At 67.1% G+C, this 25,815-nt stretch carries 27 protein-coding genes; 11 read left to right on the top strand and 16 right to left on the bottom strand.

Annotated elements, in window-relative coordinates; translation table 11 throughout:
• Positions 1-401: 401 nt before the first annotated feature.
• From QSK18_RS13560 to QSK18_RS13550, 4 genes are all read left to right on the top strand, one after another.
• Positions 402-1,472, top strand: a complete 1,071-nt coding sequence (locus tag QSK18_RS13560; protein ID WP_285619262.1) for a serine hydrolase domain-containing protein — start codon at positions 402-404, stop codon at positions 1,470-1,472.
• Between the two features lie 129 nt (positions 1,473-1,601).
• Positions 1,602-1,988 (top strand): sigma factor, encoded by a 387-nt coding sequence (locus QSK18_RS13555; protein WP_285619260.1) that lies wholly within the window; start codon positions 1,602-1,604, stop codon positions 1,986-1,988.
• Complete coding sequence (locus QSK18_RS35935) at positions 1,989-2,114, top strand: sigma factor-like helix-turn-helix DNA-binding protein (protein WP_352396551.1); 126 nt, start codon at positions 1,989-1,991, stop codon at positions 2,112-2,114.
• Positions 2,111-3,082, top strand: a complete 972-nt coding sequence (locus QSK18_RS13550) for a hypothetical protein (protein ID WP_285619258.1) — start codon at positions 2,111-2,113, stop codon at positions 3,080-3,082. Before QSK18_RS35935 ends, QSK18_RS13550 begins: the two co-directional genes overlap by 4 nt.
• Positions 3,083-3,165: 83 nt before the next feature.
• Here the strand turns inward: QSK18_RS13550 and QSK18_RS13545 are convergent, their stop codons facing one another.
• The 4 genes from QSK18_RS13545 to QSK18_RS13530 all read right to left on the bottom strand — a co-directional run bounded on the left by QSK18_RS13545 (position 3,166) and on the right by QSK18_RS13530 (position 5,367).
• The gene (locus QSK18_RS13545; RefSeq protein ID WP_285619256.1) at positions 3,166-4,065 is read right to left on the bottom strand and encodes a helix-turn-helix domain-containing protein; all 900 of its coding nucleotides are present in this window, start codon (positions 4,063-4,065) and stop codon (positions 3,166-3,168) included.
• 78 nt (positions 4,066-4,143) lie between these two features.
• Positions 4,144-4,362 carry a hypothetical protein gene (locus QSK18_RS13540; RefSeq protein WP_285619254.1) on the bottom strand — a complete coding sequence of 73 codons (219 nt, stop codon included), beginning with the start codon at positions 4,360-4,362 and terminating at the stop codon, positions 4,144-4,146.
• 31 nt (positions 4,363-4,393) lie between these two features.
• Positions 4,394-4,804 carry a hypothetical protein gene (locus tag QSK18_RS13535; protein ID WP_285619252.1) on the bottom strand — a complete coding sequence of 137 codons (411 nt, stop codon included), beginning with the start codon at positions 4,802-4,804 and terminating at the stop codon, positions 4,394-4,396.
• Positions 4,801-5,367 carry a hypothetical protein gene (locus tag QSK18_RS13530; RefSeq protein WP_285619250.1) on the bottom strand — a complete coding sequence of 189 codons (567 nt, stop codon included), beginning with the start codon at positions 5,365-5,367 and terminating at the stop codon, positions 4,801-4,803. The genes QSK18_RS13535 and QSK18_RS13530 overlap by 4 nt, the downstream gene beginning before the upstream one ends.
• A 189-nt stretch (positions 5,368-5,556) precedes the next feature.
• Between QSK18_RS13530 and QSK18_RS13525 the strand changes: the two genes are divergently transcribed.
• The gene (locus QSK18_RS13525; protein ID WP_285619248.1) at positions 5,557-6,147 is read left to right on the top strand and encodes a hypothetical protein; all 591 of its coding nucleotides are present in this window, start codon (positions 5,557-5,559) and stop codon (positions 6,145-6,147) included.
• Here QSK18_RS13525 and QSK18_RS13520 read toward each other — a convergent pair.
• Positions 6,144-6,521, bottom strand: coding sequence for an alpha/beta fold hydrolase (locus QSK18_RS13520; RefSeq protein ID WP_232812351.1), 378 nt, complete (start codon positions 6,519-6,521; stop codon positions 6,144-6,146). The two genes, QSK18_RS13525 and QSK18_RS13520, sit on opposite strands and share 4 nt — an antisense overlap.
• 104 nt (positions 6,522-6,625) lie before the next feature.
• On the bottom strand, positions 6,626-6,790 hold the full coding sequence (locus tag QSK18_RS13515; RefSeq protein WP_285619245.1) for a hypothetical protein: 165 nt from the start codon (positions 6,788-6,790) through the stop codon (positions 6,626-6,628).
• Positions 6,791-6,889: 99 nt separating this feature from the next.
• On the opposite strand from QSK18_RS13515, the gene QSK18_RS13510 reads away from it, so the two are divergent.
• Positions 6,890-7,228, top strand: coding sequence for an SCO4225 family membrane protein (locus QSK18_RS13510; protein ID WP_285619244.1), 339 nt, complete (start codon positions 6,890-6,892; stop codon positions 7,226-7,228).
• A gap of 86 nt (positions 7,229-7,314) precedes the next feature.
• Here the strand turns inward: QSK18_RS13510 and QSK18_RS13505 are convergent, their stop codons facing one another.
• Positions 7,315-9,111, bottom strand: a complete 1,797-nt coding sequence (locus QSK18_RS13505) for an RNA-binding domain-containing protein (protein WP_269810503.1) — start codon at positions 9,109-9,111, stop codon at positions 7,315-7,317.
• A gap of 165 nt (positions 9,112-9,276) precedes the next feature.
• Between QSK18_RS13505 and QSK18_RS13500 the strand changes: the two genes are divergently transcribed.
• Positions 9,277-11,472: an MMPL family transporter gene (locus QSK18_RS13500; protein ID WP_285619240.1), complete on the top strand. Its 2,196-nt coding sequence runs from the start codon at positions 9,277-9,279 to the stop codon at positions 11,470-11,472.
• A gap of 72 nt (positions 11,473-11,544) precedes the next feature.
• Here QSK18_RS13500 and QSK18_RS13495 read toward each other — a convergent pair whose 3' ends face one another.
• Positions 11,545-12,318, bottom strand: coding sequence for a DUF1963 domain-containing protein (locus tag QSK18_RS13495; RefSeq protein ID WP_285619238.1), 774 nt, complete (start codon positions 12,316-12,318; stop codon positions 11,545-11,547).
• A 211-nt stretch (positions 12,319-12,529) separates the two neighbouring features.
• Between QSK18_RS13495 and QSK18_RS13490 the strand changes: the two genes are divergently transcribed.
• Positions 12,530-13,765 carry an alpha/beta fold hydrolase gene (locus tag QSK18_RS13490; protein ID WP_285619237.1) on the top strand — a complete coding sequence of 412 codons (1,236 nt, stop codon included), beginning with the start codon at positions 12,530-12,532 and terminating at the stop codon, positions 13,763-13,765.
• 69 nt (positions 13,766-13,834) lie between these two features.
• On the opposite strand, the gene QSK18_RS13485 is transcribed toward QSK18_RS13490, so the two are convergent.
• Both QSK18_RS13485 and QSK18_RS13480 read right to left on the bottom strand, forming a co-directional pair.
• Entirely contained in the window at positions 13,835-14,230 is a 396-nt protein-coding gene (locus QSK18_RS13485) for a DUF4362 domain-containing protein (RefSeq protein WP_285619235.1), read from the bottom strand.
• A 55-nt stretch (positions 14,231-14,285) separates the two neighbouring features.
• Positions 14,286-15,605, bottom strand: a complete 1,320-nt coding sequence (locus QSK18_RS13480; RefSeq protein WP_285620040.1) for an ATP-binding protein — start codon at positions 15,603-15,605, stop codon at positions 14,286-14,288.
• A gap of 359 nt (positions 15,606-15,964) precedes the next feature.
• Here QSK18_RS13480 and QSK18_RS13475 point away from each other — a divergent pair, with 359 nt between their 5' ends.
• Positions 15,965-16,477, top strand: coding sequence for a cupin domain-containing protein (locus QSK18_RS13475; protein ID WP_232812342.1), 513 nt, complete (start codon positions 15,965-15,967; stop codon positions 16,475-16,477).
• A 158-nt stretch (positions 16,478-16,635) separates the two neighbouring features.
• Here QSK18_RS13475 and QSK18_RS13470 read toward each other — a convergent pair whose 3' ends face one another.
• The 6 genes from QSK18_RS13470 to QSK18_RS13445 all read right to left on the bottom strand — a co-directional run bounded on the left by QSK18_RS13470 (position 16,636) and on the right by QSK18_RS13445 (position 23,709).
• Positions 16,636-16,890, bottom strand: coding sequence for a hypothetical protein (locus QSK18_RS13470; protein ID WP_232812341.1), 255 nt, complete (start codon positions 16,888-16,890; stop codon positions 16,636-16,638).
• A 17-nt stretch (positions 16,891-16,907) separates the two neighbouring features.
• Positions 16,908-19,940 carry a hypothetical protein gene (locus QSK18_RS13465; protein WP_285619232.1) on the bottom strand — a complete coding sequence of 1,011 codons (3,033 nt, stop codon included), beginning with the start codon at positions 19,938-19,940 and terminating at the stop codon, positions 16,908-16,910.
• Between the two features lie 130 nt (positions 19,941-20,070).
• On the bottom strand, positions 20,071-20,859 hold the full coding sequence (locus tag QSK18_RS13460) for a hypothetical protein (protein ID WP_285619230.1): 789 nt from the start codon (positions 20,857-20,859) through the stop codon (positions 20,071-20,073).
• Between the two features lie 57 nt (positions 20,860-20,916).
• Positions 20,917-21,153, bottom strand: coding sequence for a hypothetical protein (locus tag QSK18_RS13455; protein WP_232812338.1), 237 nt, complete (start codon positions 21,151-21,153; stop codon positions 20,917-20,919).
• A 412-nt stretch (positions 21,154-21,565) separates the two neighbouring features.
• A complete protein-coding gene (locus tag QSK18_RS13450; RefSeq protein WP_285619227.1) occupies positions 21,566-22,951 on the bottom strand; it encodes a reverse transcriptase family protein in 1,386 nt (461 codons plus the stop codon).
• A gap of 179 nt (positions 22,952-23,130) precedes the next feature.
• Positions 23,131-23,709: a TetR/AcrR family transcriptional regulator gene (locus tag QSK18_RS13445; protein WP_285619225.1), complete on the bottom strand. Its 579-nt coding sequence runs from the start codon at positions 23,707-23,709 to the stop codon at positions 23,131-23,133.
• A 110-nt stretch (positions 23,710-23,819) separates the two neighbouring features.
• On the opposite strand from QSK18_RS13445, the gene QSK18_RS13440 reads away from it, so the two are divergent.
• Positions 23,820-24,368, top strand: a complete 549-nt coding sequence (locus QSK18_RS13440) for a hypothetical protein (protein ID WP_285619223.1) — start codon at positions 23,820-23,822, stop codon at positions 24,366-24,368.
• Position 24,369: 1 nt separating this feature from the next.
• The gene (locus tag QSK18_RS13435) at positions 24,370-25,815 is read left to right on the top strand and encodes a dihydrolipoyl dehydrogenase family protein (protein WP_285619222.1); all 1,446 of its coding nucleotides are present in this window, start codon (positions 24,370-24,372) and stop codon (positions 25,813-25,815) included.

Genomic DNA, 25,815 nt, shown 5'->3' with positions numbered 1-25,815 from the left:
AGGTCAACGGCCATTTCGTTGCTCGACCGCGTTCTTCGTCAGGGTACTTCCTGGCGCAGCCATAAGTCTGCGCGTCCCTCGCAAGAGTTACAAACCGACTCCTCCTGGAGTGACGTGAGCGTCCCGGCGCCACTCCTAATGTCGTTCACGTCGCTGCGACACGGGTCGCAGCTCGAACAGGGGAGTTCATCGTGGCGGGCAAGAAGAATCTGGCGTCGGGTGTGCGGCGGGCAACGTTCACGGCAGTCGCTCTGGCAACGTGCCTGACTGCTGCGACGGGAGCGGGTGCGGCCTTCGCGTCCTAGACGAGCGTGCGCTCGGCCTCAGCGGAGACGAAGCCGAAGCTGGCCTCGGTAATGGATCAGGCTGTGGCAGCTGGTGTTCCTAGCAGCATCGTGCGGGTGGACACTGGTAGGGGGAAGCCGCTGACCATCAGCCGGCAGGCGCGCTGGAGCGTCAATGACCACAAGCTGGCGGCGGACGACCGCTTCCGGATGGCCTCCAACACCAAGACTGTCACCGCCACGCTGGTTCTGCAGATGGTCGCCGAGCGCCGGCTCGGGCTGGACGACTCGGTCGAGAAGTGGCTGCCCGGCGTCATTCCCAACGGCGAGAACATGACGCTGCGGATGTTGCTAAACCACACCAGCGGCCTGTTCGACTATGCCTGGGACCCCCAGTCGCTAACGGTGATGACTGGGCAGTCCGATGTCTACCCCGCCCCGCTGGAGCTGATCGCTGTGGCGACCAGCCACCCGGTGCACTTCGCCCCGGGCGAGGGCTACTCGTACAGCAACACCGGGTACATCGCCCTTGGCCTGATTCTGGAGAAGGTGAGCGGGCGCTCTCTGCCCAGCTTGATCCAGCAGCGGATCGTCAAGCCTCTGGGGCTGAAAGACACCTACATGCCAGCCAATACTTCCACTGAGAAGCAGGATTCGCAGCTGGCTCACGGGTATGAGCCGGATGCAGCTCATCTGGCGCCGCTGATCGAGCACTTGGGCGTTGAGGTGCCGGAAGGGTTCGGGTTCGTCGGTCCGGCCCGGGGGAAGCGGGTCGATGTCACCGCGATCAACCCGAACTGGAACTGGGCGGCCGGCTCGATGGTCTCCACCGCGAAAGACTGGGCCACGTTCGATCGGGCCCTGCTGTCCGGCCGGTTGCTGCCCCAGGCTCAGCTCAACCAGATGCGCACCACTGTGGACGACGGCAGCGGCACGTCCCGCTACGGGCTGGGGCTGGAAGAAGTGCACAGCTCGTGCGGCACCGTCTGGGGCCACGAGGGATCGCTGCCCGGCTACCGCAGCTACAACTACACGGACAAGGTCGGCAAGCGCACAGTGTCGGTGCTGAACACGACCCACTTCGGGCTGCAGGCCGACCCGAAGGCCGGCGCCGCAGAAGCTGCGCTGGTGGATGCCGCGATCTGCACGATGCTCGGCAAGCCCATCCCCGCGCGCAGCTCCGGGTAGACCAGACGCTCCGAACAGTCTCGGCCCGACCGTGCTCGTCGAACCTCATGCCCCAACCCGGTAAACCTCTCCCCCCACCCCGCGGCCTTGTACGGGCATGACCCACGCACAAGGGGAAGGATTGCCCAGATGCCCGCAGGCGCCCTCAAGGGGAGAGAGACGGCTCTGAGTTTCGAGGAGTTCTACCGTCAGGAGTTCCCCCGGATGGTCACGCTGGCCGCCCTGGTCTCGAACAGCTCGGCGATGGCCGAGGACGTGGCCCAGGAGGCCCTGCTGAAGGCTGAGCAGAACTGGGACACCGTCCGGCAGTACGAGTGGCCCGGTGCCTGGCTGCGAAGGGTGACGATCAATATGGCCTCCAAGCGGCTGCGCCGGGCCCGGGCCGAGGCGGCTGCACTGCTGCGGCTGGGGCCACCGCCCCCGGTGATCCGCTCCGGACCTGAGGAGCTGGACCGGGTGATGGCCGCGATCCGCCAGTTGCCCAAGCAGCAGCGGGCCGTGGTGGTGCTGGTCTAACTGGAAGACCGCAGCGTCAAGGACGTCGCAGAGATCCTGGGCTGCGCAGAGGGCACCGCCAAGGCCCACCTGTTCCGAGCGCGCACCCGACTGGCCACGATCCTGAGCGAGGAGGACTCCCGATGAACGACAGCGACCTGGACGACCGGATTCGTGCCGCCCTGCACGAACGGCACGCCCGCACCCACGAATCACTAGAACAAAGGACGTCCGTCGCGCCTCGATCAGAAAGGTCACCAAGGATGCGGGCCTACAAGGTTCTGGTCCCAGCCCTCGCCGCCGTCGCTGTCCTGGCCGTGCTCCTGGGCACCGGCATCCTGGGCAAGGCCCAGAACGAGTCGGCGCCGGCCTCCCCCACCCCGACGCTGCAGATCCCCGAGGTCGAGGGACCCAGCCAGGCCCGGAATGACTACCTGCGCGACGACGTCTACGCAGTGGTGGCCGACCTGCCGCTGAAGCAGCGGGTCGGCAAGATCATTGCTCCGGCGGTGAGCACCCCGGAGGGCCTCTGGGTGCTCAGCAGCCCGGTCTTTCAGGAAGCGCCGGCCGTCGACGAGGAGGGTTGCCTGCCCCAGGACCGGGCCATTCCGATCTACGACCTCTGCGACCTGAGCGAGTACAGCGAACTGCTGTTGTTGTCGCAGGACGGCAGCCGCATCCTGCGAGCCTTTCCGCAGGCCGGTGGAGTGAGTGTGTCCGAGACCGTGAGCATCAACAGGAGGGAACCCCTCAGCACCGCATCCACCTGGTTCACGGTGACGCCCGACGCGGTGTACTGCGGCAACAACACCTCGGACGACCCCAACCACGACACCGTCCTGTGCCGAATCGACCGCGAGAACTATGACGTCGACGGCCTGGTCCTGAACTGCGAGGAGTTCAAGGCGAAGGGCGGGTGCCAAAGGATCGTGGCCAGGTCGGAGGCCGAGTACCTCCTTCTACCGGGAGAGTGGCAGTCCGGCCCGATCGTCAAGGACGCGGCCGGCGTGAAGCAGGACGCCAACGGCGAGCTCCAGATCATCGATGCCGACGGCACCCCCCGAGCTGTGCTTTCCACCGGCTCAAAGTTCCAGGTGACCAGCGTCCTCGACTGACGGGCTCATCCCGACAAGTCGCTCACGTCTGTGGGAGTCTCTTTCGCGAGACTCCCACAGACGCCTGTCCCCACGACGGCCTGTCACCGCACAGGCTGAACGATCTCCGTCTCCCACAGAGCCGGGTCCGGCTGCTCCCCCGGGTCAGTCAAGTACGTCTCCCACGGCGCACCCGCCGCGCTCAAACCCTGCTCTCGCATCCACTTCTCAATCCCCTGATACGACTCCTGCAGGGTCTCGTACGGCCCCCGATGAATGGCCGTCGCCGCCCGCCCAGCCGGGATCTCGATCGCCTCGACCCCCTCGGGCAGCTCGACCGATGCGGGCTCGACGATCGTGATCCCACCCTCGATGACGAGCGACCCCATGCCCATCTCCGGATAGCGAGCGAACGGCGGGCCGGCGATCGCCAGCCCCTCTCGCTGAACAAACTCGAACACGGTGGGCAGAATCTCCCCCAGCGCGGTCGCGATCTCGTCGCGCGTGACCCGCCGGCGCATCATCAGCGCATGGATGGTCGGCAGTTCACGGACCGATACATCAAGAGACACAGCAGCTTTCCTCTCGGTAAGACTTACGCGGTAAAGGCCAAGACACGGCGCCGCCGAGCCGGCCGCCAAGGCGTGCACGGCAGCCGCACCCGGAACATCCACATGCAACCCCCGCACGCGGTAACTCCGCGGGCTGCGCCCAAAGTGACGCGTGAAGGCCCGGCTGAACACCTCATGGCTACGGAACCCATGCCGAGCGGCAATCACCGACACAGGACGACCGGAAGCCACCAGCTCCCCCGCGGCCCGAGCCAGCCGCACCCGCATCGCGTACGCCTTCGGCGTCTCACCGGTCAGCTGCCGCAGCCGCCGATGCAGGTCGAACCGCGACCGGTGGGCCCACCCCGCCAAGGTGCCCAGCGAGACGTCCTCACTCAGCCGCGCGTTGACGACGGCCAGGAGGTGCAACAGTTCGCGAGTGCGCGGCGACACCCTGTGACCGTACCAACCCAGCGGCGCCCAAACTTGACGATTCTTGCGCTACCGGCGAGCAGAAAACTGTCCGACCGCTCAGCTCCGCTTCGAGAGGGCGACCCGAGCAAGCAGCACGACCCCACCAAGAATCATTGCGTAGAAACAGATCTGGAGAGCACCGCCGCCAATATTGGGCCCACCCCAGGTCTCCGGAAACTGCCGAAACGCCCACTCGTTGGTGACCGCACCCGCGATGCCACAGACCAACAGGACAATCGCCCAGCGCTTCACTTCTTGCCCCTCCTCGGCGTCCAACAGCCAGCCCGAAGCAAGCCCCTGGGCAGGCTCAGGCCTTGTCTGTGTAGTCGCGCACAGGCAGGCCGGTCAAGGCGCCGATCTCAGAGAGGTGCTCGGGCTTCACCTTCGCCAACTGCCTGCGACGACCGGCGCGGGTAACCGCGTACACCGGGTCGCCCGCCAGATCGCGCGTCTGAACCTCGATGAGGTCGCCCACCGGCAGCGTCCAGTTGCGAAACCATCCCTTGACCGCGATCTCCTCCGCTGTGACGACAGTCTGCACTCGCTGGTCGTACCAGCTGCAGAACATCCCGATCGCGGCCAGCATGACCGCCCTCCCCCAGCCGACAACCCAGACCGCCATCACCACCCACACCACCGCGGCCACCGCGGCCACCGCCCACCACCAGGCAGACCAACGGCGGTCCGGTTCCGGCTTCGGGTACACAAGGCGCGTCACGCCGTCTCCCCCTGGCCGTGCTCGTCGAGCCAGCGCTGCGCCCGCTTGGCCTCGAGCCAGATATTGGGAGCCAGGGCGATTGCAATGACCGGGGCAGCGTAGGCCGGGAATCCGCCCGCACCCTCCCCGTCGTCGATCAGGAACCGCAGCGGCAGGAGAGTTACCCCGATCGGGCCGAGCACGTAGGCCACCCACCGACTGCTGACCGACCGATGAGCCATGTCACGGGCGACCTCAAGATGCTCGCCCACCGGCTGATTGGTCCGGATGGCCTTCGAGATCCGCCAGCGCTCGGTCCAGCTCAGCCCCCAAGAAAGCGGCGGCTGCACCGCCCGCGCACCCCATCGGCGAGCCCAGAGCAGCGCACCCACGACGAGCAGCGCAGGGACGGCCGAAGCAGCCAGGATGATCCAGCTCCCGGCTGGCAGATCGTCCATAGACCTGGTTGAAGCGAAGCTCACCAGGGCCATTGCCGGGACCAGAAGAACGAACAGCGGCGAAGCTATTACGAAGAAGCGCTTTTGGCGTCGGCGGGCTACGACTGCCAGGTCGGGATCGGCCACCGAATCATGATCACGTAAGGTCGGACAAACCACACTTTGAGACCCAGGCTCGGGAGCAGCGTCGAATGAGCGAATTGCGTTTCGAGCGTTCCGGCAGCCGAGGGCTCCGATCGGGCAGCCATCACCCGCCTGCTGAACCCGAACGATCCGGACTGAGCTGCTTGGAGCCACCGGTGGATACTCCGGCCCGTGACACACGCACGAGGGATCGGCCGGCGCAGACTGTTCGCCTTGATGGTTTCAGCGGTCGCCGCCACGGCGGTCGTGGCATCCGTGATGGTGTACGTCCTCGCGATCCGCGCCTCCGATGCGCTGGCCGGCCCGACGACCGAGACGATCACCGGCTTGACCATGGACGTAGATGATGTTGCGACGTGGGGCATGCTGCTCGTCTGGAACACCGGGGACTCGCCGATCGTGCTGGAAGACTTGACGCTGAATCCCGACCAGGACACCAGTCAGGTACAGGACCCGATCGAGGTCCAGCGCCTGCAGGTCGTACCCACCGAGTCTCTGAAAGGCGAGACGACGATTGGCATGTCCGCCGGCGCCGGAGAGAAGGTCATCCCTGAGGCCAAGCGCTCGCCGTTGGCCGGTTACGAACTGGCGCCTGGCGTCAGAGTGTCGGTGCTGGTCCAGTACCGGGCGCTGAAAGAAGGAGCTCGGAAGTACGACACGGTGACGATGGCATACAAGGAGGGTCGTCGTTCAGGAAGTCTGACGCTCACGCAGGGGCTTTCGGTGTGCGCTCCGTCAGACAAACCCTGCCCCTTCGACTAGTCCCCCACCTCTTCGAGGAATGACCAGATGCTCTCGATGAGCTCGCGCGGCCTCTCGATCTGCGGGAGGTGTCCCGCCTCGGTGATCAGAGCGAAACGCGCGCCGGGGATCGCAGCCGCAAACACCCGTCCATAATTGGGATTTGCGATCTGGTCGGCCTCGCCCCAGAGCACCAGGGTCGGTGCCGTGACGCGGGCGAGCCGGCCGGCCAGGGTGGGGTCGGTCATCTCGGGGGCGTAGGCCATCAGGGTCTGGCGGTTGCCGGCCATGCGGGCCAGGGCCTCTGGCGGCAGCTTGGTCGGGTCGAGCCCGTAGGTCTCCGGGTCGTGGTAGCTCAGCTTGGCGACCTGGTCGGGCCAGAGCGATGCCGCCACCTTAGGGCGCGGCGCGGCAGCTGAGTAAGCATGCTTAGTCGGGTGGTCACGGCCCTGACGGACGTGAGCCGATCCAGGCCGCGACCATCCGTCGAGCCCGGCTGCTACTTCTTCTTCTTGCCGGACTTCTTGTTCTTGCCCTTCTTGTCCTTGCTGTCCTTCTTCTTCGCCATTGGAGCTCCTCCTTGATCGCCAACAGGTGAGCTCTGCCCATCGGCGAAGATCCGCATCGGCTTGAGCAGCGGGCCCGGGGTCATCCTTTGGCGCACCCCCATCCTGCGACTTCGGACGGACGCACTTGCCCGCCTGCCCGCCTAGTTTCGTGCTCACCGAGAAACACCCCTTCTCAGCCCAGGAGCACAGAAGCCATGACGAACGCGAGCAGCAACGGCAACCACGGCAGCACGAACCCGCTCCAGCTCATCGCCAGTAGCCGACCGGCCCAGGTCTACCTGGCCGCGGTCGCCGCGACCGGCCTGTTCGTCGCCGTCTCCCAAGCCACCCACACCGCTCCGGACGCCAACCTGGCGGGGGTCTGGGCCCTCTTCGTCACCCTGCCCTGGTCGCTGCCCGCCACCATGGCCCTGCCGGACCTGGGCGAGAGCGGCAACGTCGCAGCCTTCGCCGGCGTCGTCGCCCTCAGCGCCGTGGTGAACGCGACCCTGATCGCGTGGGTCACCCGCACAAGCCGCAACCGCCGTTCTTGACCGGGCTTTGGCCCTGCCGCAGACGACCAGCGCCTGTAGTAACGCGCCAGGCCAGCTTTCTGCGATGAGGACAGCGGGTTCGAGGGCTATGGGATCGCCCGGTAACGACTTTCGCGGCGCCCTTGGCTGCCGACCAGGACGACCAGACCGGCCTCACGCATCTGCTGAAGCGCGTACTGAACCTGCCTGGCCGTCAATCCGGTGGCGATTACCAATTCGGACGCCGACTTTTCGCCCGTCTGCAGTTGCCGCTTGATGGTTTCCCAATGGATACGGCGCCCTGCACCGGTGTTGTTGACGATTGTCGGTTGTGGCTGCGTCCGAGGAGCGACGTGTGGCTCGTGTGTCGACGAGGTCAGCGGCGACGTGGTGCGGGAACCCGCGTCTTGTTGGCCAGTCAGCGCATCTGGAAGTCGGTAGATGCGCTGGCCGCGCTCCCCTTCAGCTGTTGCAACACCTGCTTCGACGAGCCCGGCAAGTTCGGTCCGGGCTTCGCGTGAATCCATGGGGAAGGTCTCACGGAACGTCTGGTTCGTCCAGGTTTGACCGTGCCGCATGGCGACCAGTGCGTGCCGTTGGCGGTCGCTGAGCGACGCGGCGGCCGGAAGAGCGGCCAGCCAAGTCAGGTCGTCGGCCGCTAGCAGCGCATGGTTGGGGACTGCGACAGTGAAACTGATGCCTTGATCGTGGAACCGGGGCGGCACCATTCCTGCATTGCGCAAACTTTCCAGGACGGCCGGGATACCGGACGCGAGAGCTTCCACGACACGGTTGCCCTCCTGGCTGCGCACGTTCTGGCAGATTCTCAACAGGTGGCCGTTACGGGCTGACGTGACACCGCTCTTGCCGAGTCGATCGACAGTAATACCCCACAGGCCGCCAGGATTGGACAAGATCAACTGTCGCTCATCCAGCCGCAGAGTGATGGCCTGAGTTAGGGCATACGGCCCGACATCGCGGTGTATCAGCGCGTTGGAAAGCAACTCTCGAACAGCCTCGACCGGGAACTCGGGTTCGTCCCGGGCCTGTCCGTCGATGCCGAACCGGACCCTGGTGCGAGTGTTGCGCTGTACCCATCGCAATGCCTCGTCCAGCATCAACGGCAGCGGGCCGTCAAAGCGGCGCACATCGGCGGCGCGGGTGCCTGCCGGATCACTGCTGCGGGGCGCCACAGATGCCTGAATCACACAGTTCGGAACATGTTGCTGCGGATAGGTTCCCAGCGCGAGAAGACCGGCAAGGCTGAGTACGCGATCAGTGCCCGTCGTGACGCCGGTGCGATAGAGGATCTGCTCGTCAGACATCGCCCCCAGCGCGGTAGAGGAAGCGCGACACGACGTCAAGTAGGAGGCCAGCAGGTCGGCGCGCAGGTCGGCCGTGGTGGTTCCCGGCACAGGTTGCTGATCGAAGACGGGGGTACTGCGATTCGCAACGAAGGCCTGTTCCTCAACCTGTGACAGTTCGTAGTCCCCATCGTAGGAACGCAGGTAGGCCTTTCCAGACGAGAGAACCCGGCAGGGCTTGCCGTGGGCCGGCTGTTCGTGGATTTTCACGACCAGGACGGCGACGCCTTCGAAAGTCAGATCCCAGGCCTCGAAGGTGACCGGCGGATCGAGAGCCTGGCGGGCCTTGGTCGCCAGGGTTGCCTTGCATGCGGCGGCGTCGTACACGCCGACAGCAGCAAAGCCTGACCTCTCGTCCAGCCCGAAGACGATCGTTCCCCCACCGGGCGTGTTCGCGAAGGCGGACACTGTAGGCAGCACGCTGTCTGGGAACCCACCCGCGGCCCGCTTGACCTCGACTTCAGGGGTGTCACTGCCCTCCTGACGAAGGTCAGACACCAGCGAGGCCAGTTCCTCAACATGCACGATCGAAATATACAACGGCGTTTTGTAGAAGTGGGCTGTTTTGTAGAAGTGCGTTGCGAGCGATCTTGACGATTACCCCACAACCCCTCAGGAACCCGTCACGCTCGCAGCAGGGATGGCGTCAACCTGCTCCACCAGATTGGACGTGTCAGCAAAACGGCCCGTCTGGAAGGCAATTCTGTGGCTACGTTCCTCTACCGGGTGGGTGCCCTGGCAGCTCGCCGCCGGCTCACCTTCCTGAGCCTGTCCCTGACATCGGTGCTGGTGGTGCTGGGGTTGGCCCTCAGCTTCCCCGGTTCGTTCGAGTCCGGCAGCTCGATCCCGGGCTCCCCCGCCCAGGCTGCCCTGGAGAAGATGGACCGGCACTTCCCGGAAGACGGCGGGATCAGCGGAGACGTGGTCTTCCAGGCTCCGTTGGGGGCCAAGATCACGGACGATGCGGTTGCTCAGCAGATCCAGGCCACCGTGGAGCGGCTTCAGGGGGCCGAGAAGGTCGTTGAGGTGGGTGACCCGTCTCCGGAGGTCTCCGAAGACGGTCGGGTTGCGGTCACGTCGCTGAGCCTGGACGTTCCGGCCGGCGAAGAGGTCGAGCCGGCCCTGCAGGAGGCGGTGCGTGCGGCGGGGGCCGACTACAACCGCCAATTTGAAGACGCCGGGGGCCTGGTTCTGTTCGGAGGTGACGCCTTTGAGGAGGAGCACGCACCGTTCGGGCCTACCGAGGTCATTGGTATCGGCGTGGCTCTGCTGGTCATGCTCATCACCTTCGGCTCGATGGTTGCCGCCGGGATCCCGCTGCTGACTGCAGTGTTGGGCGTGGGCGGCACGGTGGGGGCCACGCTGCTGGTGGCCAACCAGTTCTCGGTCAACCAGAACGCGCTGACGCTGTCGATCATGCTGGGCCTGGCGGTGGGCATTGACTATGCGCTGCTGATTCTTTCGCGGCACCGGGGCCAGCTGGCCCGGGGTATGAGCGTGGCCGAGTCGGTGGCGATGGCCACGGCGACGGCTGGTAGCGCGGTGGTGTTCGCTGGGCTGACCGTCATCATCGCCCTGTCCGGGCTCGTGGTGGCCGGGGTGCCGATGCTGACCTCGATGGGTCTGGCCTCGGCCGGTGCGGTGGCTGTCGCGGTGCTGCTGGCCCTGACCATGCTGCCGGCGCTGATGGCGCTGGCCGGCGAGAAGATGCGCCCGAAGCCGAATTCCCGCGCTGCCCGCCGTGAACTGAACTCCGAGGCTCGGACCTGGTCGGTTCGCTGGGTGAGCGCCGTAACCCGCTACCCCCGCACTGTCGTGCTGGCAGTCGTCCTTGGCTTGGGTGTTGTTGCTGTGCCGGCCGCCCAGCTGGAGCTGGCTCTGAACGACAACGGTTCGGCGGCAGCGTCTTCCGAGCCCCGCAAGGCCTACGACCTCATTTCCGACGCATTCGGGCCGGGCGCCAACGGCCCGCTGGCCATCCTGGTCGAGGGCGACTCCCCGGCTCAGATCCAGACCACCGCTGAGAGCGTGGCCGCGGCTGTTGAGCAGGTTCCCGGGGTGGCCGGAGTGAGCCCGGTACAGATGGCGCCCGACGAGCAGGCCGCGATGGTCGGCATCATCCCCGAGACCGGTCCCCGTGACAGCGAGACCAACGCCCTGGTCGCGGAGCTGCGCTCAACCCTAGAACCGATCAGTGCTCAGACCGGCGACTACGCGGCGGTCACCGGCCTGACCGCGGTCAGCATCGACGTGAACGACAAGCTCAACGGCGCTCTGCTGCCCTTCACGATCGTGGTGGTCGGGCTGTCGCTCCTGCTGCTGATGATCGCCTTCCGCTCCTGGACCATCCCGCTCAAGGCCACGTCCGGCTTCCTGCTCTCGGTCGCCGCAGCGTTCGGCGCGATGGTGGCGGTGTTCCAGTGGGGTTGGCTGGCCGGGCCGCTGGGTGTGCCTTCCGAGGGACCGGTGGCCAGCTTCGTGCCGATCATCATCATGGCGGTGCTGTTCGGCCTGGCCATGGACTACGAAGTCTTCCTCGTCTCGGCCATGCGTGAGCACTACGCCCGTCACCGCGACGCCGACGCAGCGATCGTGGCCGGGGGCCGCAGCGCCGGGCGGGTGGTGGTGGCCGCGGCCGCAATCATGATCGCGGTGTTCGTCAGCTTCCTGTTCTCGCACGACCCGAACATCATGCCGATCGCCTTCGCCCTGGGCTTCGGGGTGCTGATCGACGCCTTCGTGGTGCGGCTGACCCTGGTGCCGGCGGTGATGAAGCTTCTGGGTGAGCGCGCCTGGCGGCTGCCGCGCTGGCTGGACCGGATCGTGCCGAACGTGGACGTGGAGGGGCACGAGCTGACGAAGAACCGGCCCGCGGATCGCGAACCTGAGCTGGTGAGCTGAGGTTCTACGGCAAATTTGAGGACGATGCCCGCCCACCTTTGGTGGGCGGGCATCGTCGTGCGCGGGGAGACTTCACTCGGTGAACTCGGTGCAGGTGATCACGCCTTCCAGGCGGCCGACGGCCAGGTCGTCGGGGCGGATCAGGAAGCGCCCGATGTAGACCTCGTCGATCTGGAACTGGGCTAGCGGCAGCCACTCCCCCATCACCCGGTGCGTCTCCTGCTCCAGAAGATGGTCTTTCGCGCTCTCACCGGTACTCACCTCTACCTTTTCGCGGGCCATCGCCACCTCGGGTGTCTCGTACAGGTGCGGGGTGCTCAGCTCGGAGATGTGCATGGAGTAGCCGCCCAGCTGGCAGTCGCAGTCTTCGCCGGCCGGCCACAGCTCTTGGGCCAGGGCGCAGAGGTCTTGGCGGTGCGGCAGGTCTTGCACCAATTCCCGCTGGAACGCGGACAGGTCGGCCTCGTCTCTGCTCAGCCATTCGGGCAGGTCGGCGCGCACCCAGGCGTACAGCTCGCGCTGCGGCCTGACGAAGTTGCGTTCCCAGTCGGAGAACATGCTTTCGGCGTGCTCGGGCTCGGCCGCCTCGACGGTTTCTGCGCCCAGCGGCACGTAGATGGCCTGCGCGTGCTGCTGATCCTTGGCGTCGCTCTCGTAGTCGTCTTCGTGGTGCAGGAAGAACAGCATCGTGCCGGTCGGCGGTATGGGCAGACCCTCGACCTGGGGCAGGGCCGCACAGTCGTACGAAACGACGAACGGCAGCGGCCCGTACTCGGAACGCGGCCATTCCAGGCCCACCGGCAGGCTTGGCAGGCCCCCGTTCCGCCCGACAACGGGGCCGTTCACCCGTCCATTCGTACCGATCGCGAACCGCAGGAACCGCGTGAAAGATTCGGCCTCGCTGGGGCTGTGACCTCGCTCTACGGCCGCACGGACGAACTGTTCACGACGACTCATGGCGCACGCTCCGAACCTGGTGACGGTACAGCCAGCTATACCAATAGTGGGTAGATGCCGGGATCGTTCCACTCGGCCCGTCGAAAATAGCGTTCAGGGCATGACAACGACGCAGAAGTTCCGGAAAGTGACCGTCGCCGTCGGCGCTGCCGCGGTGCTCGCCTCCAGTGGGGCGCTCGCCGCTTCTGCGGCCCTGCCGGCCTCGGCGACCGCCCAGCCGACGGGTGCCAACGCCGAATCCGACGGCTGGCAGGGCATCGTGCGCGAAAAGGTCCGGATCGACTTCGGTCAGGGCTGGGTGACAGAGGGCGAGCTGACCTATCCGAAGGGTGCGCAGGGCAAGCTGCCGGTGGTGGTGATGCTGCACGGCAGCGGCCACAACGACATGAATCAGACCCTGCCCGACGGCAAGGGCTCCACCTTCGTGCCGCTCGCCCAGGCCGCCAGCCGCGAAGGGTTCGCCACCCTGCGGTTCAACAAGCGCGGCGTGACCGGCGTCGGGCCGGTGGAGACCAAGGACCCGGCCCAGCTGAACCCCAAGAACCCCTACACCCGGATCCAGAAGGACGCGGCCGCCGCGATCCGGTTCGCTGCCAAGTCACCCAAGGTCGACGCGTCCAAGATCTTCCTGCTCGGCCACAGCGAAGGCACCAACGTGGCCGCCAACCTGGCCGCCGACCCCAAGCGCTACGACATCCCCAAGCCCGCCGGTGTGGTCGAGATGGGCGTGGTCGGGCTGGAGCTGAAGCAGCTGCTCACGCTGCAGATCTTCGGGCGCCTGCTGCTGCAGCTGCACGACGAGTTCGACGTGAACGCCGACGGCCAGCTCACCGCCCGCGAGGCCAAGGACGGCCTGGTCGGCCAGCCCAAGGAGGTGGCCGAGCAGTTCCGGCCGATCCTGCTCGACGGCAAGGGCAAGGTGCTGGCCAGCACCGACAAGAACCGCGACGGCAAGGTCTCGATCGACGCCGAGGCGGGCGCGGTGCTGCGCAAGGTCACGGGCATCGGCAGCTACCCGAACGTGCCCGGCTTCGACAAGCCCCTGGTCGACTACATCAACGACCTCAGCCGCTTCCCCACCGTCTCCGAGGCCCTGCCCAAGTACTCCGGCCCGGTCCTGATGCTCAACGGCGAGAACGACCTGCAGACCCCGGCCCGCGCCGCCCTGGCCGCCGACGCCGCCGTGGCCAAGGCCGGCAACAAGGACCACAAGATCGTGATCTACCCGGGCATGGCCCACACCATGAACACCACGCCCAAGTTCACCCCCGAATTCGGTGAGCCCGACCGCAAGGTCGTCAACGACGTGAGCAAGTGGTTGAAGGCCCACCGCTGAACCAGCGTCACCGACGGCCACTCTTCCCCGGTGGCCGTCGGTGCTCTGCGTCTAGGTGCAGGACACGACCTAGGTGCAGGCGCTGAAGGTGAAGGCGAACGACGACCGCACCAGGCCCGTGCAGGTCTCGGTGCGGACCTCGTTCGGCCCGAACTTGTCCTCGGTCGTGTCGGTGACCACCTGCACCTCGCCCGCGCCCAGATGCCGATAGACCTGCTTGATCGGATCGCCCTCGGTGGTCAAGAAGGTGATCTTGAGGATGGCCTGCTCGTCTGCCTTCACCGCGTCGAGCAGGCAGGTGGCGGCGGGAGTGTTGAGGCGCTCGTTCTGGCCGATCTCGTGGTCGCCGCAGTCGGTCGCGGCCTGCTGGGACGCCTCTGCGGTGACCACCTCGACGGTGTTGTCGGCGCCGCAACCGGCAAGCAGAAGAACCAACCCCAGGCCCAGGGCGGTCGTGCGTCGCATCGGTTCTCCAACCGCTTGGCCGAGCCTTCGTTGTACACCATGACGACCGGTCGAGTCAGGGCCCGAGAAGGGCAGCGGGGACAACGGCTATCCCGTCCGGTCGACGGTAGGCAAAGCGTCCCGTCGTGATCACGGCTGCATCCGCCAGACGGTCTCCGATCATCTCGCGAAGCCAATGCAGATGTTTCACGTCCTCTGCCTGGACCTCACCGTCAAGCTTGACCTCCAAGGCGACAATCCGCTGATCCTCGCCTTCGACTATCAGATCGACCTCGCGCTGTCCCGCCGTGCGAAGATGAAATGTCTCGGCCTGAGCATGCTGCGCATAGGTTTTCACAGACAGGGTGACGAGAGATTCGAACAGAGCACCCAGCAGTGTTCCATCACGAGGCAGCACGTCCCCGGGTGCCCCGCCCGTGCTCAGTAGAGTCCGCTCGGAGGCGCGCAGTAAGCGAGCTGCCAAGGCGGTGTCAGCCAAGTGATGCTTGGGCCGCTGGGTCAGTCTGGAGAAAGGATTGTTACTCGGAACCCATCCGGGCACCGGATCAAGCAGCCACAGTTGCTCTAGCACCGCTCGATAGGCCTGAGTAGTTGTCTTGGCCGGCTTGCTGGCGTCTGCTGGTGTCGCAGCATCCAGAATGACCGAGTAGGCGGCGGTCGAGGACGTCGCTGCCGCATAAGCGGCAAGCCACGTTTTCAACGTCTGCGGAACGCGGACGTCATGCCCCTGCTGCGGAAAGTCTTTCTGCACCAACGCGTCGAGGTAGCCGTCCAGTAGCGCGTTACGGACCCTCTGACTCAGAGGGTGGATGGCCGGGAACCCGGACGCCAGGATCTCGTGCACGTATTCCGCGAGCCCGATCGGGCTCTCCCCATCGATGGCGATCGGAGGATCGCTCTGGAGCATCTTGCTCAGCGAAACCGTCGGCGAGACCAGATCGCGCTCGGCGAGGGACAACGGGCGCATCCGCCGGGTCACGATCCGCCCGGCCCCGGAATGCACGGGATGCCCAAGGGGCACGGCTGAGCCCGTGAGCAGGAACCGGCCCGGGCTCGGGTTCGCGTCCACTGCCCGACGAACGAAGTCCCAGACGGAGGCCCAGTGCTGCCACTCATCGACGAGTACCGGCGCGTCGGCCGTGCCGAGGCGCTCAGGGTCGGCGCGAAGCAGCGTCATCTCCGCGGGGTTGTCCAACCGGAACTGGGTGTTGGCCCGCTGCCGGGCCGTGCTGGTCTTTCCCACACCCTTGGCTCCGTCCAGCGCGATGGCGGGTAGCCCTGTGAGGAGCTCGTCCAACTCATCATCGATGACTCTTCGCCGGTAGTCCGGCCAGGCAAGACGCCCCGCTTCGGGCCGTTGGTCGCCTCGACTCATCAGTGCGTTCGCCTCCACAGTGGGTAACCGCCTCTCAGGCTAGCATCCCGTTTGCAGGCTCCCCAGCATCCCATTTACAGGCTCGCTAGCATCCCATTTGCAGGCTTCCTAGCATCCCATTTGCAGGCCGCCCAGCATCCCGCCTGCAGCATCGTCTTGGCGGTCGGCAGTCCGTCACCGCAGTCTCGAGGTGTACGCCGTGTACCAGGCGTACACCTCACTCGATTGCCTTCCCGAGCCCCGGCCGTCGTGGCGAGAGCGCAGGCTCGGCCGAGCGGGATCTGGGTGAACCATCGAACGCCGGCCTCCGTGTCTTCAGGTGCATCGCAGATCTGTGGCAAGCCTGGAGGGCGAAAGAGATGAGCTTTTCCGTACCTGATGTAGCCCCCGGAACCGAGAAGGTGGGGGCCCTGCACGTGCCGGCCGGGCAGGGGCTGACCAAGTGGGTTTCCGGGGACAGCTACACGATGAAGGTCACCCGTGGTCAGACCAGCGGGCGGCTGGGGTTCATCGAGGCGGTCGTGCCGCCCGGGGGTGGGCCGGTGGCGCACGCCCACACCGACGAGGACGAGACCTTCTACCTGCTTGAGGGCGAGCTGGAGTTCCTCGACGGGGAGCAGAAGTTCGTGGCTGGGCCCGGTGACTTCGTGTACGTGCCGCGGGGGCACCGTCACCGGTTCAAGAACATCAGCAAGAGCAACACGAAGATGCTGTTCTTCTACACCCCGGGTGGGCCCGAGGAGTTCTTTGTCGACGCCGGTGAGGACCCGATTCCGGGTCAGCAGCCGCCGCCGTGGGACCTGGCGCGGATCCAGTCGGTGTTGCCGATCGCGGAGCGCACCGGGCTGATCGTGCTTCCTGAGGAGGACTGACCCGGGGGCTATCCCCATCCTCCGCTGTGCGCCGGGGTCTCATGATGGTCTGTGAAGGACACGACTGAGGAGATCATCATGGAAGACTCTGGCCAGGCCCTCCCCCAGTACGGCTCCCCTGCCGCAGCGAAGCCGGTACGGAAGTCGCCCGGCTCCTCCTACCGGTCGATCGCGTCGTTCTCGTCTGCGCAGTCGGCCCTGTCGGCCTTCAGCTGGGCCTCCATCGCCGGCACCTTCTCGGCCGGGTCCATGTTCAGCGTCTTGTCGGTGGGCAGCGTGGGCAGCCTGGCCTCGGCGTTCTCGGTCGGCTCGGTGCTGTCGGTGGGCTCGGTCGGCTCGGTGTTGTCGATCGGCAGTGTGGGCGGGGCGGGCGAGGTGTACGGGCTGCCGGTCGGGGAATGGGTCTCGCGCACCTTGCTGTGATCTTGGGTCAGCGTCTGGTCGCGGCGAAGAGGTTGCAGAGCCCACCGGCGCAGGCCCCCACCTGGAAGTCCATGGCCTGCGAGAGGCGCTCGATGCTGCGCTCCGACAGGGTCCAGCCCAGGGGTGCGGTCACGGACGGCTGGGTTGCCGGCGCGACCACCACGAGGGGTGGGATGTCCGACTCGCACGACTCCGCCGGGTCGCAGGGGATCGGGTCGGCGTACTGGGCGTAGGTGCGTTGCCGCAGGGCTGCGTCGCCGGCCAGTTCCTCCTTGGCCCGGGCGGCGATGGGCGGGGCGAGCAGCTCGGACGTGAGGCCGCTGGGCGGGGCTGAGAGGTCGGTGCCGAAGTGGTTCTGCAGGAACACCACGGTCGGCACCACCAGCGACCCGCCCGGCTCGGTCCCGTTCAGAACGCCGAGGTTGTGGGCGCGCACCAGACGCATGAGCTCCGGCCCGAGGTCCACGAGAGTGCCCAGCCCGCTGCCCTCGGCGTAGCCGCCGTCTACCAGTTGCTGCTTGGTCAGATCGTTGCACCCGTCGATCACCCCGCTGGGTGTGACGTAGGGGAAGCGCGCCGACAGCATGGCCGAGGTGCCATTGCGCAGGGCGCCTTTCAGGCAGGGCGTGTACTGGTGCAGAAGGTCGACCGAGCCCGCGGGCAGGCTGCTGTCGGGGGCGTGGCAGTCAGGGTCTCGTTCGGCGCCCGGGGCCGACTCCGAGCCCACCTGCTCGACGCCGGTGGTCAGCTTCAGGTCACTGACGATCATGCGGCAGGCCGTGCCGACCGAGGTTGAATTGAGCAGCAGGTGGCCGGAATCGCCGGTCGACCCCAAGAAGTTCTCGCCCAGCACCGGGGCCAGGGATTCCCAGCGGTGTTCCATCAGACCGGCTCGGTCGAGCCATTTTTCGTTGGGCGTGCCGTCTTGGTCGTTCACCCGGATGCCGGTGGTGCTGGCCAGCAGGTCGCGCACGAGCAGACCGTTGACGGCCGCGGTCAGGGCTCCGGGTTCGGCCAGTTTCTCGGCTGCCTGGGTGTAGCCCTCGCCCCGCGCCAACGCAAGTCCGAGCGAGCCACCGCTGACGCCGCTAGATAAGAAAATCGGCCGCGGGCCGCAGTGCTGGGCCAGCCGGTCAACACCGTAGGCCGTCCAGACCGCAGCGCGGATACCACCTCCGGCCGCAGCCACGAGCACGAGAGGCCGCACGGGGTGCCCGGCCACATCGTTGGCGCCGACGCACCCGCCCTCTTGCTGTAGCCATTGATCGAACGCCTCAGCCAGTAGCGGTCTTTGGCTGACCGCGAGCTCAGCCTGATCGGCGTTGGACACCACTCGAACACGGTGCACGTCGACGTCGCCTCCGCCCAGGGAGGCCAGGAAGGGCACGAGGAAGAGCAGGGTCAGCAGCGGGGTGTGTTTGAGCCCGAAGAGCCTGAAGACGGGTAGTGGATCGTTGCGCTGCACGGTCAGGACAGCGAGGGCGGCCAGGGTTACGAGAAAACCGAGGACGGTGGTGGTCGCGCCGATCACGCCGAGCCAGGAAGCTGCGGTGAGGGGTTTGAAGAGCACGAAGATCAGGCCCAGCGCGGCTACCACGCCGAGACCGATTCCCAGTTTCGGCCCCAGGTCGGTCATTACGTCGGGTCGGACCAGATGCTTGGTCTGCCCCTCCCCTCGGTTGAGCGCTTCCTCGGCCTGCGCAACGACCCACCAGACGAGCGCAGACACAAGGCCGCCTACGATCAACGCCAGCGCCGGCCAGACCCCGAACCCGAGGACGGTTGGCGCGGTGTAGGCGCGCACCAGGCCCAGCCCGCCGATCGCCAGCAAAGCCCCGGCCGCGATGTCACCCACCATCCAAACGGTTCGAGCCAGAGGCTCGTCCTGCTTCGGAAGGCTGGGCCCGGCCTGAGGTCTGAACCGGTTGACGAGCCAGGAAAGCCCCGGCACCGCAACAATGGCCGCCACGAAAAGCCCCAACACCCGAAGATCTACGTCACCCATGCCCAGCAAGTCGACAACCAGGCCGCCGACCAGAGCCACCCCGGCGACCGCCAGCCACCACAGGTAGACCGCGCGATCCGGCGCCGGCCTCTGATCCTGCGAAACCCGCTGCCTCCACACCCAAGTGGACCGCAGCCGTCCTGTAAGAAAGACAACAACCGACAACGCGACCAGGGCGAGCACCGCGACCACCGCGTCCTTGACGCCGGTCAGCTCGCCATCCGTCCAAGACCTCACTGCATCGGGGAACTGGTCGCGAATCTCCCCGCCCGGCAGAACGACGAGCCCGCCGATGACGGCAACCACGAAAACCGAGAAACGCTGGATGAAAACGGCCCGCCCGACCCTGCGCAGCCTGGCCAGCCGCGGGCGTCCTCGGTCTGCCCTTTCTTGAGTCAGGCGGCGCACGAGCAGCAAGCCGATAATCAGAGCCAGAACCCAACCAATGGACGCCATGACCCCGGCGAACTTGGCCAGCCCGGCTGCGAACGGGGTGAGTGAGGATTCAGTGCTCTCGGCCAGAGGTGCGCTATAGGTCTCGGCCTCCGTCCGGGTGACCAGCAGAGCGAGCCAGACCACCAGGACGTCGACCACCAGCCACAGGCCGGCCGCGGCCACCAGGACCCAGCCGGTGATTCGACTGGGCTCCAGTGCCCGCCGGGCCAGCAGCAGGGCGCAGCCGAGCGCGACCACGTGCAGGACGACGTACAGCAGCAGCCACCAGCGCAGACCCACCACCGCGATGGCCGCACCGTCGGCGAGTCGCCCGAACGCCTCGTCTCCCGACGGCTCCCACGTCCACAAGCGACTGGGGCCCACAAAGGTCATCAATGAGACGGCCCGATCCTGCTTGTCGCGCAGGGCTCCGGTGAGCCGGTTGATCTCGGCGATGGCTACCACGCAGGCCAGGACCACCGTGACCAGGGTGAGCACGCCGGCCGGTATTCGCGGGGAGGTGTTCTCGGGCTCGGTCCTGCTCACGCTCAGCTCGGGCTTGCCGGCCTTGGTGGGGGCCGCCGCGTTGTCTTGCGACATAGCCATCTCCCTGGCTCTCGCACTGGGGCCGTTCGCAGGCCACTAGCGATAGCAGGAAGACGGGTACACGGGAGGAGCGATTGCCGAACACTGCCCTTTCGGGATTGCCCGGGAGTGCAGCGTCAGGGCTTCACGGGCGGTAGCCGAAGGTCTCGGACCAGCGCTCGGGCGGGACCGCCAGCAGTGCCTGCACCATCTCCTCGGCCGCGGCCTCGGGCTCAGCCAGGTCGCTTCGGAGTTTGAGGAGCTTCTGACTGAACTGCTGCTCTTCGGCTCCCTCGCCCCAGAGCGCGAAAGAGATGACCACGCCTTGATTGTCGGGCCAGGCGGCACCGGCCCCATGGAAGGGAAGATTCGGCGGCAACACCAGATTCAGAGGGAGCAGGCGTTCTCCGACCAGCCGGGCCACCCGTCTGCGCGGCGTCTCCCAGCCCCGGTCCCACCGCACCCGCTCGACCTCGGCAAGGTACTGGTCGCGGTCGAAGTGCAGATCAGGAAGGTCTTTCGGCCGTCCCCAGTCGGGCTTGATCTCTTCGTCCACGACTGGGCCGGCGAAGACGCCCACGTAGTCGCGAAAGTCCAGCCAGGAGATGCGCCGGCCATCAACAGAGGCCACGATCAGCGGCGCGAGCGACCCGCACCCGGCTTCGCCACACCCGCAGCGGACGACCGCCACGCGGCGACCGGAACTGGTTGGAATGAGCGGACAATCCTCACCCAGCATGCTGGAGGGATCGAACCCGCGCCAGCCTGATCTGGATCCCTCGAACGGATCTCGCCCATCGACCCGGATCACCAGGTCGGGCCAGTCGGGGCTGCTTTCTTCCGCGACCTCGAACTGCAGACTCAGAACGGAAAGGCTTGGTGCATTCTGCATCGGATCGGCGTTTTTCGGCACACCGGGAGCCATCGAAGACACGGGTGTCGAGCACCCTCGCGCCTCATTGTGCAGGGTGCCCGATCCGATGACAAGCGCTCAGCGGCGTCGGCTGCCCGGGCTGACCTCGGCCTGCCCACCCACCGACACGTCCTGGCTCTTGCCGCCCCGCCGCACCACCAGGTTGCTCACCGACATCAGCCCGCGCGACACCGGCGTGGGGCCATTGCGCTTCTCGATGCGGTGCGCCACGGCCCGCGCAGCCGCTGCGCCCGCGGGGACGGCAACGGTGAGCAACAGCCAGGTGCGCAGTCGCTTGGTGAGGAACGCCTTCATCAGTACCTCCGGTGATCGGGTCGGAACCTTCGTGAAGCATCCCCCGGGCCCGGCCGGCCAGCGACTCGACGCGATCCCGCTCACGACGAACAAGTCGTTCTCCCATCCGCGTCCCGCCACGTGTGGCGTCGCGCGGTGGGGTGTCGACGCGCGGCGCCCTGGCCACCCGATCCACTCGTTACCGCAAGCGCAAACTCGGATGCTTTGTGTATTCGCGGCCAGGATCGGATTGCCTGTCTACTTGGGTCGCACGATCTATAACTTTGAAGCCAGGATCCGTTACGGATCGTCCAAGCAATCACAAGTGCTAGACCCCACACCCTGACGGTCGGCACGATCGGCCGGATGCAGCCCCACAGGGCCGCCTACTCAGCCGCGCCCATCTGGAGCTACTTCTGGGAGATCGAGCGGATCACTCCCGCGCGGCAGCCGCCGACGTACTGCGGGACGCAGTGACCCGATTCAGCTGGTCCGCCGGCCATTCGATCCGGTCGAAGGCCGCCCGCAGGCGCTGCCCGCGTTCCGGGTGGAGCTGCGTTGCCCAGGCGATACGACCCAGCAGATGAGCCCGGAAGTCGCCGTGCTGGTCGCGGTTCTGACTGTCCGGGCCGAGGCGAACCGCATTGTGCAGCAGGGCCTTCAGCTGGTCGTACTCGGCCCGGGTCAGATTGGGGCGTTCGTTGACAACGATGCCGTTGACCACCTGCCGTTGAAAGGCATGCCGTACGCGGGTCTTGGCCGGCTGCACCGAGAATCCTTCCGCTCGGACGATCCTTTCGACACCGCCGATCAGCCGTATGGCCGCGCGGTCGCTCAGATCACCGGAGAAGGTGAGGTCGTCGGCGTAGCGGGTGTAGGTCAGACCAATGGACGCGGCGAGGCCTGCCAGCCGACGGTCCAGTGCCAGCGCGGCCAGGTTGGCGAGCGCTGGTGAAGTGGGTGCGCCCTGGGGCAGATGGGGGCTGCGCAGGCGGGATCGGATCTCGTTGTGGTCGCCCGTGCTGCGGGGCATGGCCGAGATGACTCGAACCGGGGAACGCGTGGTGCACAGGCCGGTGAGCAGGTGGGCCACTGGTTCTGGGTAGCCGGCCGTGCGGAAGATGCCGTAGATGCGGCCTGCGCTGACGGTGGTGAAGAAGGAGGCCAGGTCCAGGTTGACCACTGTCGGGGCGCCGGTGTGAAGGCGGGCGCCGGTGATGGCACTGCGGCCGGGGGCGAAGCCGTGGGCGGCGGGGTGCACGGGGATCGGGGCCAGGACCTGCTCCAGCAGGGTGCGCTGGATTCTTTTCAGGCGCGGGAGTGGGGCTTCCAGCAGCCGAGGACGTCCTGAGGCAGCGATTGTCCAGAGGTAGCGGTAATGGTGCAGCGGTCCCGGCTTTGCGCGCCGCTGTCTGAACGAGACGTCGGCGAACCATTCCAGGTGTTCAGTTTCCAGCAGTTCGGCCAGGTCGTTGGCGTCGTGCAGTTCGGGGACCGGCCAGGGGCGGCTCGGGGCCATCCGGGTGCGCGCCGGCGGGATGCTGACTACGCGGAGGGGCTGGCCGGAAGCCAGTGCCCGGGCGATGGCTCGCTGCAGGATCGGGCTGAGCTCGATGAATCGGGCGAATTCGCGGGGCCGGTCCGCCGGCCGACGCGGATAGGCCGCCAGAACCTCGCGGGCCAACCGGAACAGCCAGCGCGGTCGTGAGCCGATTGCCGCCTCGGCACTGGCCACCAATGGCCGGACAGTCCAGTCGTCGGCTGTCAGGAAGGCATTGCCCAGGGCACGGGCCAGGGCGCGGCGGCGGGATGAGTTCACAGCGGTGACGCCCGACGACGACCTGTCCTGTAGTGCGCGTGCCTTGCTGCGCGAAGCGCTGCGGCGCACGTGCGGCGCGGTGCCGAGGATGTGGTGCCGAGCCCGGGGTAACCCCGGATCAACCGCCCAGATGGTGCCGGGCGGCGTTCTCGCCCCGGGCGCCACCGCATCCGGGCAGCCTACTCAGCGGCGGCCACCTGAGCCTGCAGCAGACCTTCGACTCCCCGCAGGAAGGTCTCGTTGACCAGGGCCGGGTCGAAGAGGCAGCCGGCCGCCATGGCGCCGTCGCGCAGCATCGCGTAGTGCCGGGCGGCGGCGTCAGGCTTGGTGCTGATCTGGGTGAACAGGCTGGTCAGCGTGTCGAGGAACCAGGCCCGGTGTTCGAGGACGACCTGGTGCACGGGGTTGTCCTGGTCCGGGTACTCGGCTGCGGCGTTCAGGAAGGCGCAGCCGCGGAAGCCTTCGGACTCGATTCCGGCGGCAATGCCCTGCGCGATCGTTTGCAGTGCCGGGGCCGGCTCCAGCCCGTCGATCGCCTGCTCGACCTGCTCCCGCAGACCCCGGTCGGCCGCCCGCAGATAGGCCACCACCAGGTCTTCTTTGCTGGGGAAGTGCCGGTAGAAGGTCGCCCGAGTGACCTGGGCCTCCGCCACGAGCCGGTCGACCCCGACGGCGTGGATGCCCTCCGCGTACCAGATCGCGCTCGCTGTGCTCAGCAGGCGGTCGCGGGCCTCGGAGGGGCGGGTCGTCGGGCTCATGCCGCCATTCTAGTAGGAAGAACGTTCGTTCTTGACTTTGCGAGCCGACGTGCGCAACTCTTCGGTGGGAAGAACGTTCGTTCTTGCATTCCGAGGAGGAGACACCCGCCATGACCACGACCACCACAACCGCAGTGGCCGACACCCTGCAACGCCTGTACTTCGTCCGGTTCGCGTTCGCCATCGCCTGGGCACTTGCCCTGTTCACCACCGCCAAGGACCTCGGGGTCCTGGCCGGCACCCTGCTCGTGATCTACCCGCTGTTCGATGTCGGTGCCGCCGTCGTCGACGCCCGCTCGTCCCACCGCACCGGATCGGTCGTGGGCCTGTACGTGAACATGGCGGTCAGCTCGATCACCGCAATCGCGGTGGCCGTCGCCGCCACCTCCGGCATCCCGGATGTCCTGCGCGTCTGGGGTACCTGGGCAATCGTGGCGGGAGCCGTGCAGTTGGCCGTATCCCTGAGCCGTCGGGCCATGGGCGGCCAGTGGCCCCTCATCCTGAGCGGCGCGATCTCCGTGCTGGCCGGGGCCTCGTTCATCGCGGGCGCCGGGGCCGACGACCCCACCCTGGCCGGTGCCGCTGGTTACGCCATCCCCGGCGGCGTCTTCTTCCTGGTCTCCGCCCTGCGGCTGCGCAGCGCCTCGAAGGGAAAGTGACATGAGCACACACACTTACGACCTGATCGTGATCGGCGCCGGCCCGGTCGGAGAGAACGTCGCCGACCGAGCCCGGCAGGGCGGGCTGAGCGTCGCCATCGTCGAACGCGAACTGGTGGGAGGCGAATGCTCCTACTGGGCCTGCATGCCCACCAAGGCTCTGCTGCGCAGCGCCGCCGCGCTACGCACGGCCCGTCAGGTGCCCGGCGCTCGTGAAGCGGTGACCGGCGCCCTGGATCCGGCGGCCGTGCTGCAGCGGCGAAACGCCTTTGCCTCCGACTGGAAAGACGACGGGCAGGCGTCCTGGCTCGAGCAGGCCGGGATCGAACTGTTCCGGGGGCAGGGCCGCATCGTCTCGCCGCGCGTGGTCGAGGTCGACTCGACGATCACGCTGACGGCCCGGCACGCCGTGGTCATCGCCACCGGCAGCAGCGCCCTGGTTCCTGAGATCTCGGGGCTCCGCGAGGCCAGGCCGTGGACAAGCCGGGAAGCAACGGCCACCCAGCGCCTCCCGAAGAACCTGGCCATCATCGGCGGCGGAGTCGTGGCCAGCGAAATGGCCACTGCGTTCGCTGAACTGGGGTCTTCAGTGACCGTGCTCGCCCGGGACGGGATCCTGCCGGCGGTCGAACCGTTCGCCGGCCAACTGGTCACCGAATCTCTGCGCGCAGCCGGAGTCACCGTGCGAGTGGGAGCTCAGGTCGCGAACGTGCACCGATCCGGTGAGGGCCTGCTGCACCTCACTCTGGTCGACGGCGAAACCATCGCATTCGACGAGCTTCTGGTAGCCACCGGCCGCGAGCCGAACACCCACGACCTGGGGTTGGACCGGATCGGCCTGACGCCGGGCGACTGGCTCGCGGTGGACGACACGCTGCGCGTGCTCGACGCTGATGGAACCCCGGTGGACTGGCTCTACGCAGCCGGCGACGTGAACCACCGCGTGCTCCTGACCCACCAGGGCAAGTACCAGGCCCGAGCGCTGGGCGACGCACTCGCTGCCCGAGCCGCGGAAGAGCCACTCGACTACCGCCCCTGGGGCCGACACGCCCTGACCGCCGATGAACGCGCCGTTCCCCAGGTCATTTTCACCTCGCCCGAGGTTGCCGCGGTCGGGCTGACTGCCGCAGCCGCGGCCGCCGCTGGACTGGCCGTGCGTGTGGTGGACTACGACCTCGCCGCCGTGGCCGGGGCTGCGCTGCACTCCGAGGGCTACCGCGGGCAGGCCCGCATGGTCGTGGACGAAGACCGCCAGGTGATCGTGGGCTTCACCTTGGTGGGCCCGGACGTGGGGGAACTGATCCACGCGGCCACGATCGCGATCGTCGGCGAGGTGCCCCTCGACCGCCTGTGGCACGCCGTGCCCGCCTTCCCCACCGTCAGCGAGGTCTGGCTGCGTCTGCTGGAGGCGGCCCGGGCCGGGGACCAGTCTCCGGCCGGCAACTGA

It is taken from the genome of Kineosporia sp. NBRC 101677, from assembly GCF_030269265.1.
Taxonomy (GTDB): domain Bacteria; phylum Actinomycetota; class Actinomycetes; order Actinomycetales; family Kineosporiaceae; genus Kineosporia; species Kineosporia rhizophila.
Note: the sequence above shows the minus strand (reverse complement) of the source record. Positions and strands in the feature narration are given on the sequence as shown.

Bases quoted from the DNA above. Each gene is read 5' to 3' on its own strand.
- QSK18_RS13555 (WP_285619260.1), top strand. From the start codon at position 1,602: ATGCCCGCAGGCGCCCTCAAGGGGAGAGAGACGGCTCTGAGTTTCGAG.
- QSK18_RS13550 (WP_285619258.1), top strand. From the start codon at position 2,111: ATGAACGACAGCGACCTGGACGACCGGATTCGTGCCGCCCTGCACGAA.
- QSK18_RS13510 (WP_285619244.1), top strand. From the start codon at position 6,890: ATGACGAACGCGAGCAGCAACGGCAACCACGGCAGCACGAACCCGCTC.
- QSK18_RS13490 (WP_285619237.1), top strand. From the start codon at position 12,530: ATGACAACGACGCAGAAGTTCCGGAAAGTGACCGTCGCCGTCGGCGCT.
- QSK18_RS13485 (WP_285619235.1), bottom strand. From the start codon at position 14,230: ATGCGACGCACGACCGCCCTGGGCCTGGGGTTGGTTCTTCTGCTTGCC.
- QSK18_RS13480 (WP_285620040.1), bottom strand. From the start codon at position 15,605: ATGAGTCGAGGCGACCAACGGCCCGAAGCGGGGCGTCTTGCCTGGCCG.
- QSK18_RS13475 (WP_232812342.1), top strand. From the start codon at position 15,965: ATGAGCTTTTCCGTACCTGATGTAGCCCCCGGAACCGAGAAGGTGGGG.
- QSK18_RS13465 (WP_285619232.1), bottom strand. From the start codon at position 19,940: ATGTCGCAAGACAACGCGGCGGCCCCCACCAAGGCCGGCAAGCCCGAG.
- QSK18_RS13455 (WP_232812338.1), bottom strand. From the start codon at position 21,153: ATGAAGGCGTTCCTCACCAAGCGACTGCGCACCTGGCTGTTGCTCACC.
- QSK18_RS13445 (WP_285619225.1), bottom strand. From the start codon at position 23,709: ATGAGCCCGACGACCCGCCCCTCCGAGGCCCGCGACCGCCTGCTGAGC.
- QSK18_RS13440 (WP_285619223.1), top strand. From the start codon at position 23,820: ATGACCACGACCACCACAACCGCAGTGGCCGACACCCTGCAACGCCTG.
- QSK18_RS13435 (WP_285619222.1), top strand. From the start codon at position 24,370: ATGAGCACACACACTTACGACCTGATCGTGATCGGCGCCGGCCCGGTC.